17 protein-coding genes and 1 tRNA gene are annotated in these 17,548 nt (G+C 68.8%); 13 read left to right on the forward strand and 5 right to left on the reverse strand.

Translation table 11 applies throughout. The features are described from left to right. Positions 1 to 53: 53 nt before the first annotated feature. Both pgeF and pepN read right to left on the reverse strand, forming a co-directional pair. Positions 54 to 851 (reverse strand): peptidoglycan editing factor PgeF, encoded by a 798-nt coding sequence (gene pgeF, locus EH199_RS18200; protein WP_370449698.1) that lies wholly within the window; start codon positions 849 to 851, stop codon positions 54 to 56. 1 nt (position 852) lies between these two features. Beyond that, positions 853 to 3,525 carry an aminopeptidase N gene (gene pepN / locus EH199_RS18205; RefSeq protein ID WP_124810611.1) on the reverse strand — a complete coding sequence of 891 codons (2,673 nt, stop codon included), beginning with the start codon at positions 3,523 to 3,525 and terminating at the stop codon, positions 853 to 855. 105 nt (positions 3,526 to 3,630) lie between these two features. Here pepN and EH199_RS18210 point away from each other — a divergent pair, with 105 nt between their 5' ends. Further along, positions 3,631 to 4,944 (forward strand): M48 family metallopeptidase, encoded by a 1,314-nt coding sequence (locus EH199_RS18210; protein WP_124810612.1) that lies wholly within the window; start codon positions 3,631 to 3,633, stop codon positions 4,942 to 4,944. After that, positions 4,941 to 5,810: an SDR family NAD(P)-dependent oxidoreductase gene (locus tag EH199_RS18215; protein ID WP_124810613.1), complete on the forward strand. Its 870-nt coding sequence runs from the start codon at positions 4,941 to 4,943 to the stop codon at positions 5,808 to 5,810. Before EH199_RS18210 ends, EH199_RS18215 begins: the two co-directional genes overlap by 4 nt. Here the strand turns inward: EH199_RS18215 and EH199_RS18220 are convergent. After that, positions 5,720 to 6,640 (reverse strand): DMT family transporter, encoded by a 921-nt coding sequence (locus EH199_RS18220; RefSeq protein WP_124810614.1) that lies wholly within the window; start codon positions 6,638 to 6,640, stop codon positions 5,720 to 5,722. The genes EH199_RS18215 and EH199_RS18220 overlap by 91 nt on opposite strands. Further along, on the reverse strand, positions 6,637 to 7,653 hold the full coding sequence (locus EH199_RS18225) for a low specificity L-threonine aldolase (protein ID WP_124810615.1): 1,017 nt from the start codon (positions 7,651 to 7,653) through the stop codon (positions 6,637 to 6,639). Before EH199_RS18225 ends, EH199_RS18220 begins: the two co-directional genes overlap by 4 nt. A gap of 50 nt (positions 7,654 to 7,703) precedes the next feature. Here EH199_RS18225 and EH199_RS18230 point away from each other — a divergent pair, with 50 nt between their 5' ends. Then, the gene (locus EH199_RS18230) at positions 7,704 to 7,994 is read left to right on the forward strand and encodes a GNAT family N-acetyltransferase (protein ID WP_124810616.1); all 291 of its coding nucleotides are present in this window, start codon (positions 7,704 to 7,706) and stop codon (positions 7,992 to 7,994) included. A gap of 42 nt (positions 7,995 to 8,036) precedes the next feature. On the opposite strand, the gene EH199_RS18235 is transcribed toward EH199_RS18230, so the two are convergent. Then, a tRNA-Thr gene (locus tag EH199_RS18235) sits at positions 8,037 to 8,111 on the reverse strand. A gap of 157 nt (positions 8,112 to 8,268) precedes the next feature. Between EH199_RS18235 and EH199_RS18240 the strand changes: the two genes are divergently transcribed. The 10 genes from EH199_RS18240 (at position 8,269) to EH199_RS18285 (ending at position 17,532) form a co-directional block, all read left to right on the forward strand. After that, positions 8,269 to 8,478, forward strand: a complete 210-nt coding sequence (locus EH199_RS18240; protein WP_124810617.1) for a hypothetical protein — start codon at positions 8,269 to 8,271, stop codon at positions 8,476 to 8,478. A 36-nt stretch (positions 8,479 to 8,514) separates the two neighbouring features. Next, complete coding sequence (gene gpmA / locus EH199_RS18245; protein ID WP_124810618.1) at positions 8,515 to 9,201, forward strand: 2,3-diphosphoglycerate-dependent phosphoglycerate mutase; 687 nt, start codon at positions 8,515 to 8,517, stop codon at positions 9,199 to 9,201. A 30-nt stretch (positions 9,202 to 9,231) separates the two neighbouring features. Then, positions 9,232 to 9,729, forward strand: a complete 498-nt coding sequence (purE, locus tag EH199_RS18250; RefSeq protein WP_124810619.1) for a 5-(carboxyamino)imidazole ribonucleotide mutase — start codon at positions 9,232 to 9,234, stop codon at positions 9,727 to 9,729. A gap of 43 nt (positions 9,730 to 9,772) precedes the next feature. Continuing rightward, a complete protein-coding gene (locus EH199_RS18255; RefSeq protein WP_124810620.1) occupies positions 9,773 to 10,831 on the forward strand; it encodes a 5-(carboxyamino)imidazole ribonucleotide synthase in 1,059 nt (352 codons plus the stop codon). Then, on the forward strand, positions 10,831 to 11,319 hold the full coding sequence (locus EH199_RS18260; protein WP_124810621.1) for a dihydrofolate reductase: 489 nt from the start codon (positions 10,831 to 10,833) through the stop codon (positions 11,317 to 11,319). Before EH199_RS18255 ends, EH199_RS18260 begins: the two co-directional genes overlap by 1 nt. Positions 11,320 to 11,322: 3 nt before the next feature. After that, positions 11,323 to 12,528, forward strand: a complete 1,206-nt coding sequence (locus tag EH199_RS18265; RefSeq protein WP_124810622.1) for a dipeptidase — start codon at positions 11,323 to 11,325, stop codon at positions 12,526 to 12,528. Beyond that, positions 12,525 to 13,454, forward strand: coding sequence for a bifunctional riboflavin kinase/FAD synthetase (locus tag EH199_RS18270; RefSeq protein ID WP_124810623.1), 930 nt, complete (start codon positions 12,525 to 12,527; stop codon positions 13,452 to 13,454). Before EH199_RS18265 ends, EH199_RS18270 begins: the two co-directional genes overlap by 4 nt. A gap of 220 nt (positions 13,455 to 13,674) precedes the next feature. Further along, entirely contained in the window at positions 13,675 to 16,587 is a 2,913-nt protein-coding gene (gene ileS / locus EH199_RS18275) for an isoleucine--tRNA ligase (RefSeq protein WP_124810624.1), read from the forward strand. After that, a complete protein-coding gene (gene lspA, locus EH199_RS18280) occupies positions 16,584 to 17,117 on the forward strand; it encodes a signal peptidase II (RefSeq protein ID WP_223806752.1) in 534 nt (177 codons plus the stop codon). Before ileS ends, lspA begins: the two co-directional genes overlap by 4 nt. A gap of 1 nt (position 17,118) precedes the next feature. Continuing rightward, on the forward strand, positions 17,119 to 17,532 hold the full coding sequence (locus tag EH199_RS18285; RefSeq protein ID WP_124810626.1) for a DUF3035 domain-containing protein: 414 nt from the start codon (positions 17,119 to 17,121) through the stop codon (positions 17,530 to 17,532). Positions 17,533 to 17,548 lie beyond the last annotated feature (16 nt).

The raw sequence follows: 17,548 nt of genomic DNA on the forward strand, positions 1-17,548 counted from the left end.
CGCGCGGCTCTGGATTGCCGCGGGGCTTTGCCCCTCGCAATGACGATCAAAGGCTATGCCGTCCGGTTTTGCGGCAGCGCGATCAGCGAAATCTCGCGGCCGTAGTCTGGCTCGCCCCGGTGCGTGGCGCGGCGGAACGAATAGAAGCGGTCCGGCTGGCTGTAGGTATCCTCGCCCAGCATGGCGACCGTGCCGACGCCCGCGGCGTGGAGCCGCGCGGCGACGTAGCCTTCCAGATCGAACCAGGCGTGCCCCGCCTTGCCGGCGCGGAAGAAGCGGGCGTTGGCCGGGTCGGCGGCCAGGAAGCGGTCCTCGAAGGCGGCGTCCACCTCGTAGCTTTTCTGGGCGATGCACGGGCCGACGACGGCGGCGATGTCCGCGCGGCTGGCGCCCAGCGCTTCCATCGCCGTGATGGTGTTGTCGGTCACTCCGCCGAACGCGCCTTTCCAGCCGGCGTGCGCCGCGCCGATCACCCCGGCTTTTGCGTCGTGGAACAGCACGGGGGCGCAATCGGCGGTGAGAATGCCCAGCACCACGCCGGGCAGGCGGGTGACGAGCGCGTCGGCCTTCGGGCGGTCGCTCTCGGGCCACGGCTCGGTCACCGTCACCACGTCGGGTGAATGGATCTGATAGGCACAGACGAGCCGGCCGCCGGGCAGGACGGCCTCGGTCGCGCGGCGGCGGTTCTCGGCCGTGGCGGCGGGATCGTCCTCACTGCCCCAGCCGACGTTGAGGCCGGCGAGAACGCCTTCGCTCACTCCGCCGCGCCGGCCCAGGAAGCCGTGGGGCACGCCGCCCAACGCCGGGTGGGTGAGCACGTCCACGCCGGTAATGCCCGCAACCTCCACCACGTCAGCTGTCCAGGCTGCGCGTGACTTGCTCGCGCACGTCGCGCGACAGCGTGGAACAGGCCGCGATGCGTTCCAGCTCCGCGCGCATCAGCGCGGCGCGGCCCGGCTCCACCTTGCGCCAGCGGCCCAGCGGCGGCACGAAGCGCGCGGCGGTGTTGGCGTTGATCGGATCCAGCCCCAGGATCAGGTCCGCGATCAGGCGATAGCCTTCGCCGTCCGGCTTGTGGAACGCCTGCGGATTGGCCGCGAACGCCATGTAGAGAGAGCGCACCCGGTTGGGGTTGGTCATGGTGAAGTCGGGATGGCTGGCCAGCGCCTTCACGTGCGCGATTGCCTGCGGGTGGAGCGATCCCGCCTGGAGCGAAAACCACTTGTCGATCACCAGCATGTTGCCCGCGAAGCGCTGGTGGAAATCGGCCAGCGCCGCCTCGCGCTCGGGCGCGGACAGGCCGCACAGCACCATCAGCGCGCCCTGCCGGTCGGTCATGTTGTCAGCCGCGTCATATTGCGCCTTGGCGCGCCGGGCGGCTTCGACGGGCTCGGCCGCGGCCAGATAGACCAGCGCCTGTGTCTTCAGCTTGCGCGCGCCGCGCGCGGCGGCGTCGAGGCTGTAGGGCACGGCGGAGCAGCGATCGTGAAGCGCGATGATCTCAGCCCGCAACCGCGTGCCGAGGTGCTGCTTCAGCGCTTCGCGTTCGGCATGGACGCGCGAGGGATCGACCCCGGCGATCTGTTCGGCGAGATAGGCCTCGCCGGGCAGGATCACCAGTTCGCCGCGCATCAGGTCGTCGAGTTTGGCGTCGGCCAGGATCGTGCCGAAGGCTTCGGTAATCGCCGCTTCGCCGGCCGCGCGCGCGGCATCGTCGAGCGTGCCGGTCACCGCCGCGACAAGATGCTGGACGACCAGCTGCTGCATCGCCTCGTACCGGGCGAAGGGATCGTCGTCATGTTCGGCCAGGAACACGAGGTCGGCCGTCGTCGCCGGGCTGGTGATCGCCACGGGCGCGGAAAAGCACCGGTTGATCGACAGCACCGGTGCCTCGGCATGGCCTTCGAACGTGAAGGCCTGTTCCGCCTCTTCCAGCACCAGCAGGTGTTCGCCCCGGTGCGTGCCGGTGGCGCGGTCGAACAGCGCGGTGCGCAGCGGGATCGGCATCGGCTGCTTGACCGGCTGGCCGGGCGTGGGCGGCACGGTCTGGCGGAGCGTGAGCGTGACGGTGCCCGATGCCGCGTCGTGCGCCAGCGCCGCGTCCACCCTGGGCGTGCCGGCCTGTTCGTACCAGCGGCGGAATTTCGTGAGGTCCAGCCCTGCCCCGTCCTCGATCGCCTTGACGAAATCCTCGCAGGTCGCCGCCTCGCCATCGTGGCGCGCGAAATAGAGATCGGTGCCCTTGCGGAAGCGTTCCGGCCCGGCCAGCACCGTCATCATGCGGATGACTTCGGCGCCCTTGTTATAGACCGTGGCGGTATAGAAGTTCGAGATTTCGGCGTAGCTGTCGGGTCGGATCGGGTGGGCGAGCGGCCCCGAATCCTCGGGGAACTGCGCCGCACGCAGCACGCGCACGTCCTCGATCCGCTTGACCGGCGGCGATCCGCGATCGGCGCTGAACTGCTGGTCGCGCAGCACGGTGAAGCCTTCCTTGAGGCTGAGCTGGAACCAGTCGCGGCAGGTCACGCGGTTGCCCGACCAGTTGTGGAAGTATTCGTGCGCCACCACGCCCTCGATCGCGTCGTAGTCCGCATCGGTCGCGGTTTCCGGATCGGCCAGGATGTAGCGCGTGTTGAAGACGTTGAGGCCCTTGTTCTCCATCGCGCCGGCGTTGAAGTCCGAGACGGCGACGATGTTGAACAGGTCGAGATCGTATTCGCGGCCGTAGACCTCCTCGTCCCATTTCATCGAGGCGATCAGCGAGCGCATGGCGTGGCCGGTGCGCGTCTCGTCGCCCGCACGGACCCAGATCGCCAGATCGACCTTGCGGCCGGACCGGGTGGTGAAGCTGTCGCGCGTGGGCACCAGATCGCCCGCCACCAGCGCGAAGAGATAGGACGGCTTGGGCCAGGGATCGTGCCATTCGGCCCAGTGCGTGCCGTCCGGCCCCTCGCCTTGCGCCACCGGATTGCCGTTCGACAGCAGCACCGGAAAGCGCGCCTTGTCGCCCGCCATCCGCACCGTGTAGCGGCTCAGCACGTCGGGCCGGTCGGGGAAGAAGGTGATCCGCCGGAATCCCTCCGCCTCGCACTGGGTGCAGAGCATCCCGCCGGACGCGTAGAGACCGGAAAGCTGTGTGTTCGCAGTGGGATCGACCAGAGTTTCGATGCCGATTTGGTGCTTTCCGCCCGGCAGGTCGATCAGCAGCGCGTCGCCTTCCAAGCGCCAGTCGTTGTGCGGCAGTCCGTCCACGGACACGCGTGCGGGACGCAGGCCATCCCCGTCGAGACGGAGCGTGCGTGCGCCGTCGCCCGCCGGGTTGCGTTCGACCGAAAGCGTCGCCTGCACGCGGGTTTCGGTGAGCGACAGGGCGAAATCGAGGGCGATTTCCGGCACCAACCAGGCCGGCGGCTGGTAGTCGGCGCGATGGATCACGGCGGGGTGCGCGGGCGCCGGGGCGTCGGCCGGGGAGGCGGGCGTGGCGACGGTCTGGGAGGCGGACGGCGGATTGGCGAGGTCGTTCATGGTCCCAATGTAGGGCGAAGCCGGCCAAGGGCAATCGCCAAACGCTCTTGACTCCAGACGGTTTCGCCGCGCAGGCCTTGTTGAACGACCGTTTGAGGACTGTGAATGCGCCGGGGCTTTTTCTTCCCTTTCACATATGCCGTTCTGTCGCTCCTTGCCCTCCTTGCTGTGCCGGGCGTCGGCCATGCGGCTGGCTTCAACGCCGATGCCGCCACGCGCGCCTACCTCGATACGCTGCAGGGATCCGCGCGGGTGAAGTCGGACGCCTATTTCGAGGGCGGTTACTGGATCGCGCTGATTGGCACGCTGGTTTCGGTGGCCGCCTACTGGGTCATGCTGCGGCTGCGCATCCTGCCCCGTGTGCGCGATGCGGCCGAAGGCAAGGGCCGCGGGCGCGCGCTGGTGGTGTTCGAAGTGGCTGCCGTGTTCCTGATGGCCAGCACGCTGCTGCTGCTGCCGTGGACCATCTACACAGGGTTCGTGCGCGAGGCGCGCTATGGCCTGCTGAACCAGTCCTTCGCCGGCTGGCTGGGCGAACAGGTGATCGGCCTGTTCGTGACTCTGGTGATCGGCAGCCTGCTGTTCGTGGTGATCTATGCCGTGATCCGGCGGATGCCGAAGAACTGGTGGATGGTATCGACGGGGGTCGTCTCGGTCTTCCTCGCCCTGGCGATGCTGTTCGCGCCGGTCTATATCCTGCCGCTGTTCAATACCTATTCCGAACTGCCCCAGGGGCCGGTGCGCGATCGCATCGTCGCCATGGCCAAGGCCTATGACGTGCCGGCCGAACATATCTACGTCTATGACGCGTCCAAGCAGACCAAGCGCATTTCGGCCAATGTCTCGGGCATCGGGCCGAGCGTGCGGATCAGCCTCAACGACAACCTGCTGCACCGCGCGACCGAGCCGGAAATCCTCGCCGCGGTGGGGCACGAGATGGGGCATTACGTGCTGGGGCACGTCTGGCGCTCGTGGATCTGGCTCACGGCGCTCTACGGGCTGATGCTGTTCCTGGCGGCCTGGGCCATGCCGCTGATCCTGGCCCGGTACGGAGCCCGGTGGAACATTCGCGACGTGGCCGATCCCGCCTCGATGCCTCTCCTTGCCGGCGTTTTCGTGGTCTTTTCGCTGATGGTCACGCCGATCACCAACACGCTGGTCCGCGTGACCGAGCGGGACGCCGATGTCTTCGGGCTGGACGCCGCGCACGAGCCGGACGGGTTCGCCTCGTTGTCGATGAAGCTTTCCGAATACCGCAAGATCGATCCTGGCCCGGTCGAGGAAGCGCTGTTCTACGATCATCCCTCGGGCGCCACGCGCGTGCGGCTGGCGATGCGGTGGAAGCAGATCCACATGCCCGGCGCGCCGATGGCCAAGCCGACGCCGATCGTGCTGGAGCCGATGGACGCACAGCATTGACGGGCCGCCTGTTCGTCTTCGGGCTGGGTTACAGCGCGGGGATACTGGCGGAGCGGTTGCGGCGGCAGGGCTGGCGCGTCGCCGGAACCGGCCGCGCGGGCACGCTGGCCTTCGATGACGACGCCGGCATCGCGGCGGAACTGACGCACGCGTCGCATGTCCTCTCGTCGGTGCCGCCGTCGGCAGTGGGCACCGGGGCGGAGGCGGGTGGCGATCCGGTCCTGCTGCGCCATGGCGCGCGCATCCGGCAATGCGGCGCGGGCTGGATCGGCTACCTTTCCTCCACCGGCGTCTATGGCGATGCAGCCGGCGCCTGGGTGGACGAAAGCGCGCCGGTGGGGCGGGGCCGCCGGACCGCCCGGGCCGATGCGGACTTGGCCTGGCAGGCGCTCGATCCCCGCGTGCGCGTGTTCCGCCTGCCGGGCATCTATGGCCCCGGCCGCAGTGCGCTGGAGCGGGTGCGCGCGGGGACAGCGCACCGCATCGACCTGCCCGGGCAAGTGTTCAGCCGCGTCCATGTGGAGGACATCGCCGGCGGAATCATCGCCTCGTTCGGCGGGCCGGCGGGCGTGTACAACCTGTCCGACGATCTGCCGTGCAGCCAGAACGCGGTGATCGAGGAAGCGGCGCGGCTGGCGGGATGCGCGCCGCCGCCGCTGCTCACGCTGGAGGCGGCCGGCCTTTCCCCGGCCGCGCGCGCGTTCTACGCGGAGAACCGCCGCGTCGCGAACGGGCGGGCGCGGCGCCTGCTGAACTGGCGCCCGCGCTATCCGACCTATCGCGAAGGGTTGCGCGCTCTCAGCGCCACGATCAGCCCCGCCATCGCCAGCACCGCGCCGGCGACGGCCAGCGACGACCAGCGATAACCTTCGAACAGCGTCGACAGCAGCATCGCCACCACGGGCACGACCACCCCGTTATAGGCCGCGCGGCCGGGGCCGAGTTCGCGCACCAGCTGGAAATAGAGCGGAAAGGTCACCACCGACCCCATCACGCCCAGATAGGCGATGCCAAGCAGATAACCGGGCCGCATGTCGATTTGCGGGGGGCCATAGACCATCCACGCGAACAGCGCGTCGATCGCGACGCCCCAGACCATCGCCCAGAACAGCAGGGCCAGCATCGGGCGCGTCCGCGCGGCCTCGCTCGCCTGCAGGACGTTGGCGCTGGACGCGGACAGGATGCCGCAGAACGTGAACAGCACGCCCAGCAGCGCCGCGTTGCCGACCGGCGCCGTGCGCACCTCGTGCAGCAGCAACAGGGCGATGCCGGCGATGGCGATGGCCGATCCGGCGAGGAAGCCGCGTGTCAGCGGCTGCCCCAGGAACAGCCGCGCGAACAGGGCGTTGGGCACCAGCAGCAGCGCGAACAGCACGGCGACGATGCCCGAGGTGATATGCTGTTCGGCGCGATAGACGAACTGGAAGTTGCACGCGAACTGCAGCAGCCCCATCAGCACGGCGAGCTGGTGTCCGCGCCGGTCCAGCCGCAGGCTCTCGCGGCGCGCCAGCGCCAGCAGCAGCACGCCGACCGCGGCCACGGCAAAGCGCCAGGTGACCGACCAGCTGGCCGGCACGGACCCGATCTGATCCTTGATGACCAGCCAGGTGGAGCCCCAGATCAGCGCCACCAGCGCGAACGGCCCCAGGATGCGCGGGCTCCAGAACGAAGCCGGCCCGCCGTTGGGCGATGTCACAGCGCGGCAATGGCGCGGGCCAGCGCCTCGACATGCGCCGGATCGCTGTTCCACGCGGTAACCAGCCGCGCCGCGCCGGGTGCGCCTTCGGGGGCGGGCCAGTCGTAGAAATCGAACCCTTGCGCGTGGAGCGCGGCCTGTTCGGTGGGCGAAAGCACCGCGAAGACCTCGTTGGCCTCGACGGGGTGGAGCAGGCGCTCGCCGCAGGCCTCGCCGATCGTGGCGGCGGCGGCATTGGCGGCGCGCGCGTTCTCGAGCCACAGGCCGTCTTCGATCATCGCCAGTACCTGCGCCGCCAGATAGCGCCCCTTGGACTGGAGATGCCCCGCGCGCTTGCGGCGATAGCGTACCACGTCGGCCAGCGCGGGATCGAAGCACACCAGCGCCTCGGCGCTCATGCCGCCGTTCTTGACGCAGCCGAACGTCAGCACGTCGACGCCGGCATTCACCGTCAGCGCGGCCGGATCGCAACCGAGATGGGCCACCGCGTTGGCAAAGCGCGCGCCGTCCATGTGCAGGCCCAGCGAGCGCTGCCTGGCCAGCGCGCCGATCGCGGCGACCTCGCCGGGCGTATAGACGCGCCCGTATTCGGTCGCCTGCGTGATCGAGATGGCGTGCGGCTGCACCTGGTGCACGTCGCGCCGGATCGGGTCGATCGTCGCGCGGATCGTCTCCGGCGTCAGCTTCGCGCCTTCGCCGTCGGCCAGCAGCAGCTTGGCGCCGTGCGTGAAGAAGCCGGGCGCACCGCCTTCGTCCACTTCGATATGCGCCTCGCGATGGCAGACTATCCCGCCATGGGGCTGGGCCAGCGCGGCCAGCGCCAGGCAGTTCGCAGCGGTGCCCGTCGCCACCCACAATGCGGCGCATTCGGTGCCGAACAAGGCCGAAAAGGCCTCGTCCAGCCGCGCGCTCAGGCGGTCGCCGTCATAGGCGGCGTCGGGCTGGTCGGCCGCGCGCATCGCGTCCCAGACGCGGGGGTGGACGCCGGCGGCGTTATCGGAGAAGAACTTCATGCGCCAAGGCATCTAAGGCACCGACACAAGCGGTCAAGCGGGAGCAAGCAATGGAACAGGTCACGATCACGCGCGTCGGCGGTGGCGCCGAGGGCGAATACCGCGCGGCGGTCGCGGGAAGCGACGCGGTGGGCCGGCTGACCTGGCGCCGCCGGGGCGATGTGGTCGCGGCCGAACACACGCTGGTCCCGCCCGAAATCGGCGGGCGCGGTGTGGCGGGCAAGCTGGTGGAGGCGCTGATCGCGGATGCGCGGGCCGAAGGCTGGAAGATCGCGCCCGATTGCAGCTATGTCGCCGCCGCGTTCCAGCGCCATCCCGAATGGGCGGACCTGCTGGCCTGATAATGATGGCGTGACACTGCTTGTTGGAAGCGGGGCGGGAAATGGTGCTGCTGGGGAGGATTGAACTCCCGACCTCAGCCTTACCAAGGATGCGCTCTACCACTGAGCTACAGCAGCACACCATTTCCGCGCTCCGGCGCGCCGGCAAGAACCGGCGGCGGGCAGGGGCGCGCTATTGGCTGCGAGGGCCGGCTTTGTCAAGCATGGTATGACGTGCCGCGGTATCAGAGGCGTGCCCTTGCGGTGCGCGCGCCGGCAAGGCACATCGCACGGCATGAGCGACCATCCGGCAAGAATGACGCGCGAGGAACGGCTGGCCGCGCGCCTGCGCGAGAACCTGAAGCGGCGCAAGGCGCAGGCCAGGGAACTTGGGGCCAGAGAACTTGGGGCCAGAGAACTTGGGACGCGCGAACTTGGCGCGCGCGAGGCGGGCAACGGCGAATCCGGCACCGGCGGCCTTTCCAAACCGCAAGGGGAGCGCTAGGGGGCCGTTTCCCGCAGTAGAGCAGCAGGAGCCACGATGCCCCGCCTGATCCTGATCCGTCACGGTCAATCGCAATGGAATCTCGAAAACCGTTTCACCGGCTGGTGGGACGTGGATGTGACCGAAAAGGGCGCGGCCGAAGCGCTCGCCGCCGGCACGCTGCTGAAGGACAAGGGCGTGCTGCCGACGGTGGCGTTCACCTCGCTGCAGACGCGCGCGATCAAGACGCTGCATTTCGCGCTGGAAGCGGCCGGCCGGCTGTGGATTCCCGAAGACAAGGACTGGCGGCTCAACGAACGGCACTATGGCGGCCTGACCGGGCTGGACAAGGCCGAGACCGCCGCGAAGCACGGGGACGAGCAGGTCAAGGTCTGGCGCCGCAGCTTCGACATTCCGCCGCCGCCGCTGGAAGCGGGCAGCGCTTTCGACCTGGCGGCCGACCCGCGCTATGCCGGCATCGCCGTGCCGGCCGCCGAAAGCCTCAAGGACACGATCGCCCGCGTGCTGCCGTGCTTCGAACAGAAGATCGCCCCGGCGCTGAAGGCCGGCGAAACGGTGATCGTCTCCGCCCACGGCAATTCGCTGCGCGCGCTGGTGAAGCACCTTTCGGGCATTTCGGACGCCGACATCACCGGCCTCGAGATTCCGACCGGCCAGCCGATCGTCTATGAACTGGACGACAACCTCGCCGAGATCGAGCGGTACTACCTGTCGGAACGCTGAGGCGCGTTCCGGCCTGAGAGGGGGCAGGGCATGAGTGATACCTCGCCGCAGGCGCCGGCCGTGGCCATCGTCATGGGCAGCCAGTCCGACTGGGAGACGATGAAGAACGCGGCCGCCGCGCTCGACAAGCTGGGCGTGGCGCACGAATGCCGCATCGTTTCCGCGCACCGCACGCCCGACCGGCTCGTCGCCTTCGCCAAGGGCGCGCACCGGGAAGGCTTCCGGGTGATCATCGCCGGGGCCGGCGGCGCGGCGCACCTGCCGGGCATGGTCGCTTCGATGACGCACCTGCCCGTGCTGGGCGTGCCGGTCGAATCCAAGGCGCTGAAGGGCATGGACAGCCTGCTGTCGATCGTCCAGATGCCCGGCGGCATTCCCGTGGGTACGCTGGCCATCGGCGTGCCGGGCGCGACCAATGCCGGCCTGCTGGCCGCGTCGATCCTCGCCACGTCCGATCCCGCGCTGGCCGAACGGCTGATCGCCTTCCGCGCCGCGCAGACCGATTCGGTCGCGGAACGGCCTTCCTGAGGGAGATGGCCCCGGTGGACATGGCCTTGACGAGGAGCCGCGCATGATCGCCCCCGGCGAAACCATCGGCATTCTCGGCGGCGGCCAGCTGGGCCGGATGCTGGCGCTGGCGGCGGCGAACCTCGGCTATCGCTGCCATGTCTATGCGCCGGAAGCGGATTCGGTCGCGGCCGATGTCAGCGCCGCGTTCACGCAAGGGCGCTATGACGACGAGGCCGCGTTGGCCGCCTTCGCCGCGCAATGCGCGGTGGTGACGTACGAGTTCGAGAACGTCGCCGCCGGGCCGCTGGCTGCGATCGGCGAATATGCGCCGCTGCATCCGCCGGTCCGCGCGCTGGAAGTGGCGCAGGACCGGGTGAACGAGAAGAGCTTCGTCGAGGCGCTGGGCGGCCGCCCCGCGCCGTGGGCGCAAGTCGATTCCGCCGCCGACCTGACCGCCGCGATCGCGCGGATCGGCGCGCCCGGCATCCTCAAGACGCGGCGCGACGGCTATGACGGTAAGGGCCAGTGGCGGATCATGGACCCGGCCGACACCGCCGGGCTGGACCTGCCCGCTGTGCCGCTGATCTACGAAGGCTTCGTGCGCTTCGCGGGCGAGTTCTCGGTGATTCTGGTGCGCGATGCGGCCGGCGATGTGCGCTTCTGGGATTCGGCGCAGAATGAGCACGACAGTGGCATCCTCGCCCGTTCGACCGTGCCCGCGCCCACGTTCATCACGGCGCAGGTGGACGCGGCGCGCGCGCTGGCGGCAAAAGTGGCCGACGCCTTGGACTATGTGGGCGTGTTGACGCTGGAATTCTTCGCCACGGCGGACGGCCCGGTGTTCAACGAGATGGCCCCGCGCGTCCACAATTCCGGGCACTGGACGATCGAGGGCGCGCTGGTCAGCCAGTTCGAGAACCATATCCGCGCGATCTGCGCTCTGCCGCTGGGCAGCACGGCGCTGGCGGCGAAGGGCGCGGTGATGGACAACCTGATCGGCGATGCCGCGCGCGATTGGGCGCAGATCCTGTCCGATCCCGCCAACCACCTTCACCTCTATGGCAAGGCGGCGGTCCGTCCCGGACGCAAGATGGGCCACGTCACCCGGCTGATCCTGTAATGGCGCAGGCCCTGGTCCTGATCTACGCGCGCGCCGCCAACGGCACGATCGGTCGGGACAACGCGCTGCCCTGGCACCTTCCGGCGGACCTGCGGCGGTTCAAGGCGCTGACCATGGGCAAGCCGATGATCATGGGCCGCAAGACGTTCGAGAGCTTTCCCGCGCCGCTGCCCGGCCGCCGCCATATCGTGCTGACGCGCGATGCCGGCTGGCGGGCGGAAGGGGCCGAAGTGGTCCACGATGTACCGGCGGCACTGGCGCTGGCCGGCGATGGCGAGGTGGCCGTAGTCGGCGGCGCGGAGATCTACCGCCTGTTCCTGCCGCTGGCCGCGCGGGTGGAACTGACCGAAGTCCATGCCGATGTCGCGGGCGACACGGTGATGCCCCCCCTTGGCCCCGAATGGCGGGAGCTTGCGCGCGAGACGCACCCGGCCGAAAAGGGGCGCCCGGCGTTCGCTTTCGTGACGCTGGAAAGGGAGAGGGGCTGAACCATGCGTCGTTGGGTGGCGATTGCACTGGGCGTGACCGGATTGGCGGCGGCGGCGTTCTTCGGACCGCTGCCGGCCTTCGTCGAATCGCAGATGAACCGGATCGACGGGCAGCCGCTGATCGCGGTCAGTGACCGGGCGCGGGAACTGCACCGCTCGCTGCGGATCGTCGATCTGCATGCCGATACGCTGATGTGGCGGCGCGACCTGCGCGACCGGGCGCGGCGCGGGCATGTCGATCTGCCGCGGCTGGAAGAGGGCAATGTCGCGCTGCAGGTGTTCTCGTCGGTCTCCAAATCGCCGCGCGGTCTCAATTACGATGCCAATCCGGCGGACAGCGACACGCTGGGCGCGCTGGCCGTGGCGCAGTTGCAGCCGGTGCGGACGTGGAATTCGCTGGCCGAACGCACGCTGTGGCACGGGCAGAAGCTGGACCGCGCGGTCGCGGCGTCGGGCGGGATGCTGCTGAAAGTCAACGACGATGCCTCGCTCGATCTGCTGCTGGCCCGGCGCGGGAACAAGGCGCAGCCGGTGGGCGCGATGCTCTCGATCGAGGGGCTGCACGATCTGGAAGGCAAGGCGGAGAACCTCGACCGGTTCTATGCCGCCGGCTTCCGCATGGCGAGCCTGACGCATTTCTTCGACGATGAACTGGCCGGATCGATGCACGGGCTGAAGAAGGGCGGGCTGACTCCGTTCGGCCGGCAGATCGTGCGGCGAATGGAAGACAAGGGCATGATCGTGGACATCGCGCATCTCAGCCACGCCGGCGTGGCGGACGTGCTGGCGATGGCGCGGCGGCCGGTGGTTTCCAGCCACGGCGGGGTGCAGGCGACCTGCAAGGTCAACCGCAACCTGACCGACGACGAGATTCGTGGGCTGGCGCGCACCGGCGGGCTGATCGGCATCGGCTATTGGGACGCGGCGGTCTGCGATACCAGCCCCCGCGCCACCGCCAAGGCTATGCGCCACGTGCGCGATCTTGTCGGGATCGACCATGTCGCGCTAGGCAGCGATTTCGACGGGGCGACCACGACCCGGTTCGATACCGCGCAACTGGAACAGGTAACCCAGGCCCTGATCGACGAAGGTTTCAGCGAGGACGAGATTCGCGCGGCGATGGGCGGCAATGCCCTGCGCGTGATTCGCGCCGGCTTGCGGCCGATGGCCTCCGCGTCGGCCGGGGTCACGGCAGAGGCGCATCGATGACGCGAATCGACGCGCGCGATCGCGCGCCGGATCATCTGCGCGGGGCGGTGATCGCGCTCGGCAATTTCGATGGGTTCCACCTCGGCCACCAGGCCGTGGTGGGCGAGGCGGTGCGCCAGGCGCGGGCGCAAGGCCGCCCGGCGATCGTCGCCACGTTCGATCCGCACCCGGTGCGCCATTTCCAGCCCGATGCGCCGCCGTTCCGGCTGACCACGCTGGACCAGCGCGAGGAACTGTTCGCCGCCGCCGGGGCCGATGCCATGCTGGTCTTCGCCTTCGATGGAACGCTGGCCGCCACCACGGCGGAGGAATTCGTGCGCGGGCTGCTGGTCGATCGGCTGGGTGCGGCGGGCGTGGTCACGGGCGAGGATTTCACCTTCGGCAAGGGGCGCGGCGGCAACGTGCGCGTGCTGGCGGAACTGGGCGCGGAAAGCGGGCTGACGGCGCGCGCGGTCGGCCCCGTGGTGGAAAGCGGCGAAGTCGTCTCCTCCAGCCGCATCCGCGCCGCGCTGCAGGCGGGCGATTGCGCCACCGCCACGCGGCTGCTGACGCGGCCCTTCGCGATCCGGGGCGTGGTGCAGCACGGCGACAAGCTGGGGCGCACGATCGGCTTTCCCACCGCCAACCTGCCGCTCGGCAGCTATCTGCGCCCGCGCTACGGCATCTATGCCGTCACTGGCCGCATGCCCGATGGGCGCGTGGTGCAGGGCGCGGCCAACATCGGCATCCGCCCCACCTTCGATCCGCCCAAGGAACTGCTGGAACCCACTTTCTTCGACTGGTCGGGCGATCTTTACGGGCAGGAGATCGAGGTGGCCTTCCACCACTTCCTGCGGCCCGAGGCGAAGTTCGATTCGCTCGATGCGCTGGTCGAACAGATGAACCGCGATTGCGACGAGGCGCGGCGGCTGCTGGCGGCGGGGTAGCAGCGGGGATTTTCTGGTTCGCGCAGAGAGCGCGGAGGACGCGGAGAGGAGCGTCGGGCCGAAGGCCCTCGAGAAGGACGGGGGTCCGCTTGTCGTGTAAAAGCGGCTTTGCCGCAGGGCGCGTCATCTTTGCGCCCTCCGCGTTCTCTGCGCGAACCTGCAATCGCGCAATGAAGCCGCAATTGCAGGAATCCCCGCGCGCCGCTAAGGCCCGCCGATCATGACCGAACAGCGCGACTACCGAAGCACCGTCTTCCTGCCGAAGACCGATTTCCCGATGAAGGCCGGACTCCCGCAGAAGGAGCCGGGCATTCTCGCGCGCTGGCAGGAACAGGACCTCTACCGCCGCTTGCGCGATGCGCGCGCCGGGCGCGAGAAGTTCATCCTTCACGATGGCCCGCCCTATGCCAATGGTGACATGCACATCGGCCATGCGCTGAACCATATCCTGAAGGACATGGTCTGCCGCACGCAGAGCCTGCTGGGCAAGGACGCGCCCTATGTGCCCGGTTGGGACTGCCACGGCCTTCCCATCGAATGGAAGGTCGAGGAGGAATACCGCAAGAAGAAGAAGAACAAGGACGAGGTGCCGCCGCGCGAATTCCGCGCCGAATGCCGCGCTTATGCCCAGAAGTGGGTGGACGTGCAGCGCGAACAGTTGAAGCGGCTCGGCATCAACGGCGACTGGGACCACCCCTACCTGACGATGGACTTCCAGGCGGAAGCCACCATCGTCGGCGAACTGCTCAAGTTCGCCGAGAACCAGATGCTCTATCGCGGCGCCAAGCCGGTGATGTGGAGCCCGGTGGAAAAGACCGCGCTGGCCGAAGCGGAAGTCGAGTACGAGGACATCGTTTCGACCCAGGTCGATGTGGCGTTCGAGATCACGGAATCGCCGATCGCGGATCTGGTCGGCGCCCATGCGGTGATCTGGACGACGACGCCGTGGACGATCCCGGTGAACCAGGCGCTCGCGTATGGGCCGGAGGTTGAGTATGTCCTAGGCCGTTTCGGCTCGAGTGAACTTCAATGGGGCGAAAATCCCGATGTTCCGGTCCTGAATACCGACTTGGTGCTAGTCGCCGTAGAACTCGTTGACTTCTTCGGACAACGGGCTGGAGGTGTCGGCTTTGAGGTTCAACGGACAATCAAAGGCTCCGACCTCGCCGGCACCGTCGCCCGCCACCCGATGCACCACCTTGGTGGGTTCTTCGCCAAACCGCGCCCGCTGCTCGCCGGCGATTTCGTCACCACCGACAGCGGCACTGGCCTTGTCCACATGGCGCCCGACCATGGCGAGGACGACTTCCTGCTGTGCAAGGCGCACGGGATCGATCCGGTGTTCGCGGTCGAGGGCGATGGCAAGTACCGCGCGGACTGGGCGTGGCTGGGCGGTGAAGGCTCGGTCATCAATCCCAAGTTCAACGCGCCCGACGGGCCGATCTGCACCGCGCTGCGCGAGGCGGGCGGGCTGCTGGCGGCGAGCGCGGACTACAAGCATTCCTACCCGCATTCGTGGCGCTCCAAGGCCAAGGTGATCTTCCGCTGCACGCCGCAGTGGTTCGTGCCGATGGACCGGGTGATGACGCATATCTCGCCCAAGACGCCGGGCGAGAACCGCTGGGAAACCGAAGGCGGCGCGATCAACCCGGCGGAGGAAGGGCTGTGCGCCGCGCCCACGCTGCGGCAGGCGGCGATGGCCGCCATCGCCGAAACGCGCTTCGTGCCCGAAAAGGGCCGCAACCGTATCGGCGCGATGGTGGAAGGCCGGCCCGACTGGGTGCTCAGCCGCCAGCGCGCGTGGGGCGTGCCGATCACGCTGTTCGTCGAGCGCAAGACCGGCCAGTACCTTGTCGATCCGGCGGTGAACGATCGCATCGTCAACGCGATCCGCGCCGAAGGCGTCGATGCCTGGTCGGACGAGGCGGCGCAGGACCTGCTGGGGCCGGACTACAAGGCCGAAGACTACGAGCGCGTGGCCGACATCCTGGACGTGTGGTTCGATTCGGGCAGCACCCATGCCTTCGTGCTGGAATCGGGCCGCTGGCCCGATCTGCTGCGGCCCGAAGGCTATCAGGGGCCGCACGCCGACCTCTATCTGGAAGGGTCCGACCAGCACCGCGGCTGGTTCCAGTCCTCGCTGCTGGAAGCCTGCGCCACGCGCGGCCACGCGCCGTACAAGGGCGTGCTGACCCATGGCTTCACCATGGACGCCAAGGGCCTGAAGATGTCCAAGTCGCTGGGCAACACGATCAGCCCGATCGACCTGATGCGTGATTACGGCGCGGACATCCTGCGGCTGTGGGCGCTCTCGGTGGATTTCACCGAGGACCACCGCATCGGCAAGGAAATCCTGGCCGGCGTGGCGGACCAGTACCGCAAGCTGCGCAACACCTTCCGCTACCTGCTGGGCGCGCTCGACGGGTTCGGCGAGGACGAGAAGCTGCCGGTGGGCGAAATGCCCGAGCTGGAGCGCTACATGCTCGTCCTGCTCGAACGGCTGGACGGCACGCTGCGGCAGGCGGTGGCGGACTATGACTACAACACCTATGTCCGCGCGCTGAGCGAGTTCTGCAACGAGGACTTGTCCGCGTTCTTCTTCGATATCCGCAAGGATTCGCTCTATTGCGACGCGCAGGCCGACCCTAAGCGCCGCGCCTATCGCACCGTGCTCGACGTGCTGTTCCACGCGCTGGTGCGCTATGCCGCGCCGGTGCTGGTCTTCACCGCGGAGGAAGTGTGGCAGACGCGCTTCCCCGGCAGCGACAGCGTGCACCTGCTCGAATGGCCGGTGGTGCCGGTCTCGGTGGTGGAAGAGGACCGCTGGGCCGAACTGCGCGCGCTGCGGACCACGGTCAACGAGGCGATCGAGCCGCTGCGCCGCGAAAAGGTGCTGGGGTCGGGGCTGGAAGCGCAAGTGTTGGTGCCCGAAGGCGCGCCGGAGGCCAATCTGGCCGAACTGTTCATCACCGGGACAGTCGTGCGCGGGCAGGATGACGGCGTGACCGTCACCCGAACCCACGACCACAAATGCGGCCGTTGCTGGCGCCATGTGCCCGAAGTGGCCGAAGACGGCGCGCTGTGCGCGCGCTGCGAAACGGTCGTCGCGGAACTGGACGGGCAGGCCGCGTGACCGTTTCCGGCCGCCGCCTTGCCGGCTTCGCGCTGGCGCTGCTTACGTTCGCGGTGGATCGCGGCGTCAAGGCGCTGATGACCGGCCGGCTCGCGCTGGCGGACGTGGGCGCAATTCCGCTGCTGCCGTTCTTCGACTTGCGCTGGACCGAGAACTACGGCGTTTCGCTGGGCATGTTCACGGCAACCTCGGCCGAGATGCGCTACGGCCTGATCCTGGTGACCGCCGTGATCGCGCTGGGCGTGGCCGTGTGGATGCTGCGCGAAAAGGTGCTGGGCGATATCGTCGGCCTTGCGCTGGTGCTGGGCGGGGCGCTGGGCAATATCTACGACCGCGCCTCGCGCGGTTACGTGATCGATTACGCCGACCTCCATTTCGGGGAATGGCGCCCGTTCCTGATTTTCAACATCGCCGATGCCGCCATCACCTTCGGCGTGCTGATACTGCTTGCCCGGTCGCTGCTTTCGCGCGAAAAGCCCGCCAATGGCGCGGATGCCGAAGCTGATGCCGCCGCCACGGAGAATGCCTGATATGCGTAAAGCCGCCACTCTTTGCCTTCTCGTCTCGGGCGCGGGCCTGCTGTCCGCCTGCGGCGCGGGCGGCTCGCTGTTCAATCGCGTGCGCCCCGATGAATTCGCGGTGACGCGCCAGGCGCCGCTGGTGGTGCCGCCCGATTTCGCGCTGACCCCGCCCAACCCCGGCGCGCCGCGCCCGCAGGACGTCGATTCCGGCAAGCAGGCGCTGGAAGCGCTGTTCGGCGGCCCGGCCCCGCGCAGCGCGGTGGAAACCGACGTGATCAACCGTTCGGGCGCTTCGGCCGCCGGCATCCGCAGCTCGGTGGGCGATCCGGACACCCGGACGGTCGCCAAGGGCAGCGGGCTGCGCGACATTCTGGCCGCGCCGCAGGGCGACGGCGCCGAGGCACAGGCCAACATCCCCGGCTGATCCGGGCTACAGCCCC

Source organism: Novosphingobium sp. LASN5T (assembly GCF_003856955.1).
Taxonomy (GTDB): Bacteria; Pseudomonadota; Alphaproteobacteria; order Sphingomonadales; family Sphingomonadaceae; genus Novosphingobium.

Bases quoted from the DNA above. Each gene is read 5' to 3' on its own strand.
- pepN (WP_124810611.1), bottom strand. From the start codon at position 3,525: ATGAACGACCTCGCCAATCCGCCGTCCGCCTCCCAGACCGTCGCCACG.
- EH199_RS18210 (WP_124810612.1), top strand. From the start codon at position 3,631: ATGCGCCGGGGCTTTTTCTTCCCTTTCACATATGCCGTTCTGTCGCTC.
- EH199_RS18225 (WP_124810615.1), bottom strand. From the start codon at position 7,653: ATGAAGTTCTTCTCCGATAACGCCGCCGGCGTCCACCCCCGCGTCTGG.
- EH199_RS18230 (WP_124810616.1), top strand. From the start codon at position 7,704: ATGGAACAGGTCACGATCACGCGCGTCGGCGGTGGCGCCGAGGGCGAA.
- EH199_RS18240 (WP_124810617.1), top strand. From the start codon at position 8,269: ATGAGCGACCATCCGGCAAGAATGACGCGCGAGGAACGGCTGGCCGCG.
- gpmA (WP_124810618.1), top strand. From the start codon at position 8,515: ATGCCCCGCCTGATCCTGATCCGTCACGGTCAATCGCAATGGAATCTC.
- purE (WP_124810619.1), top strand. From the start codon at position 9,232: ATGAGTGATACCTCGCCGCAGGCGCCGGCCGTGGCCATCGTCATGGGC.
- EH199_RS18255 (WP_124810620.1), top strand. From the start codon at position 9,773: ATGATCGCCCCCGGCGAAACCATCGGCATTCTCGGCGGCGGCCAGCTG.
- EH199_RS18260 (WP_124810621.1), top strand. From the start codon at position 10,831: ATGGCGCAGGCCCTGGTCCTGATCTACGCGCGCGCCGCCAACGGCACG.
- EH199_RS18265 (WP_124810622.1), top strand. From the start codon at position 11,323: ATGCGTCGTTGGGTGGCGATTGCACTGGGCGTGACCGGATTGGCGGCG.
- EH199_RS18270 (WP_124810623.1), top strand. From the start codon at position 12,525: ATGACGCGAATCGACGCGCGCGATCGCGCGCCGGATCATCTGCGCGGG.
- ileS (WP_124810624.1), top strand. From the start codon at position 13,675: ATGACCGAACAGCGCGACTACCGAAGCACCGTCTTCCTGCCGAAGACC.
- EH199_RS18285 (WP_124810626.1), top strand. From the start codon at position 17,119: ATGCGTAAAGCCGCCACTCTTTGCCTTCTCGTCTCGGGCGCGGGCCTG.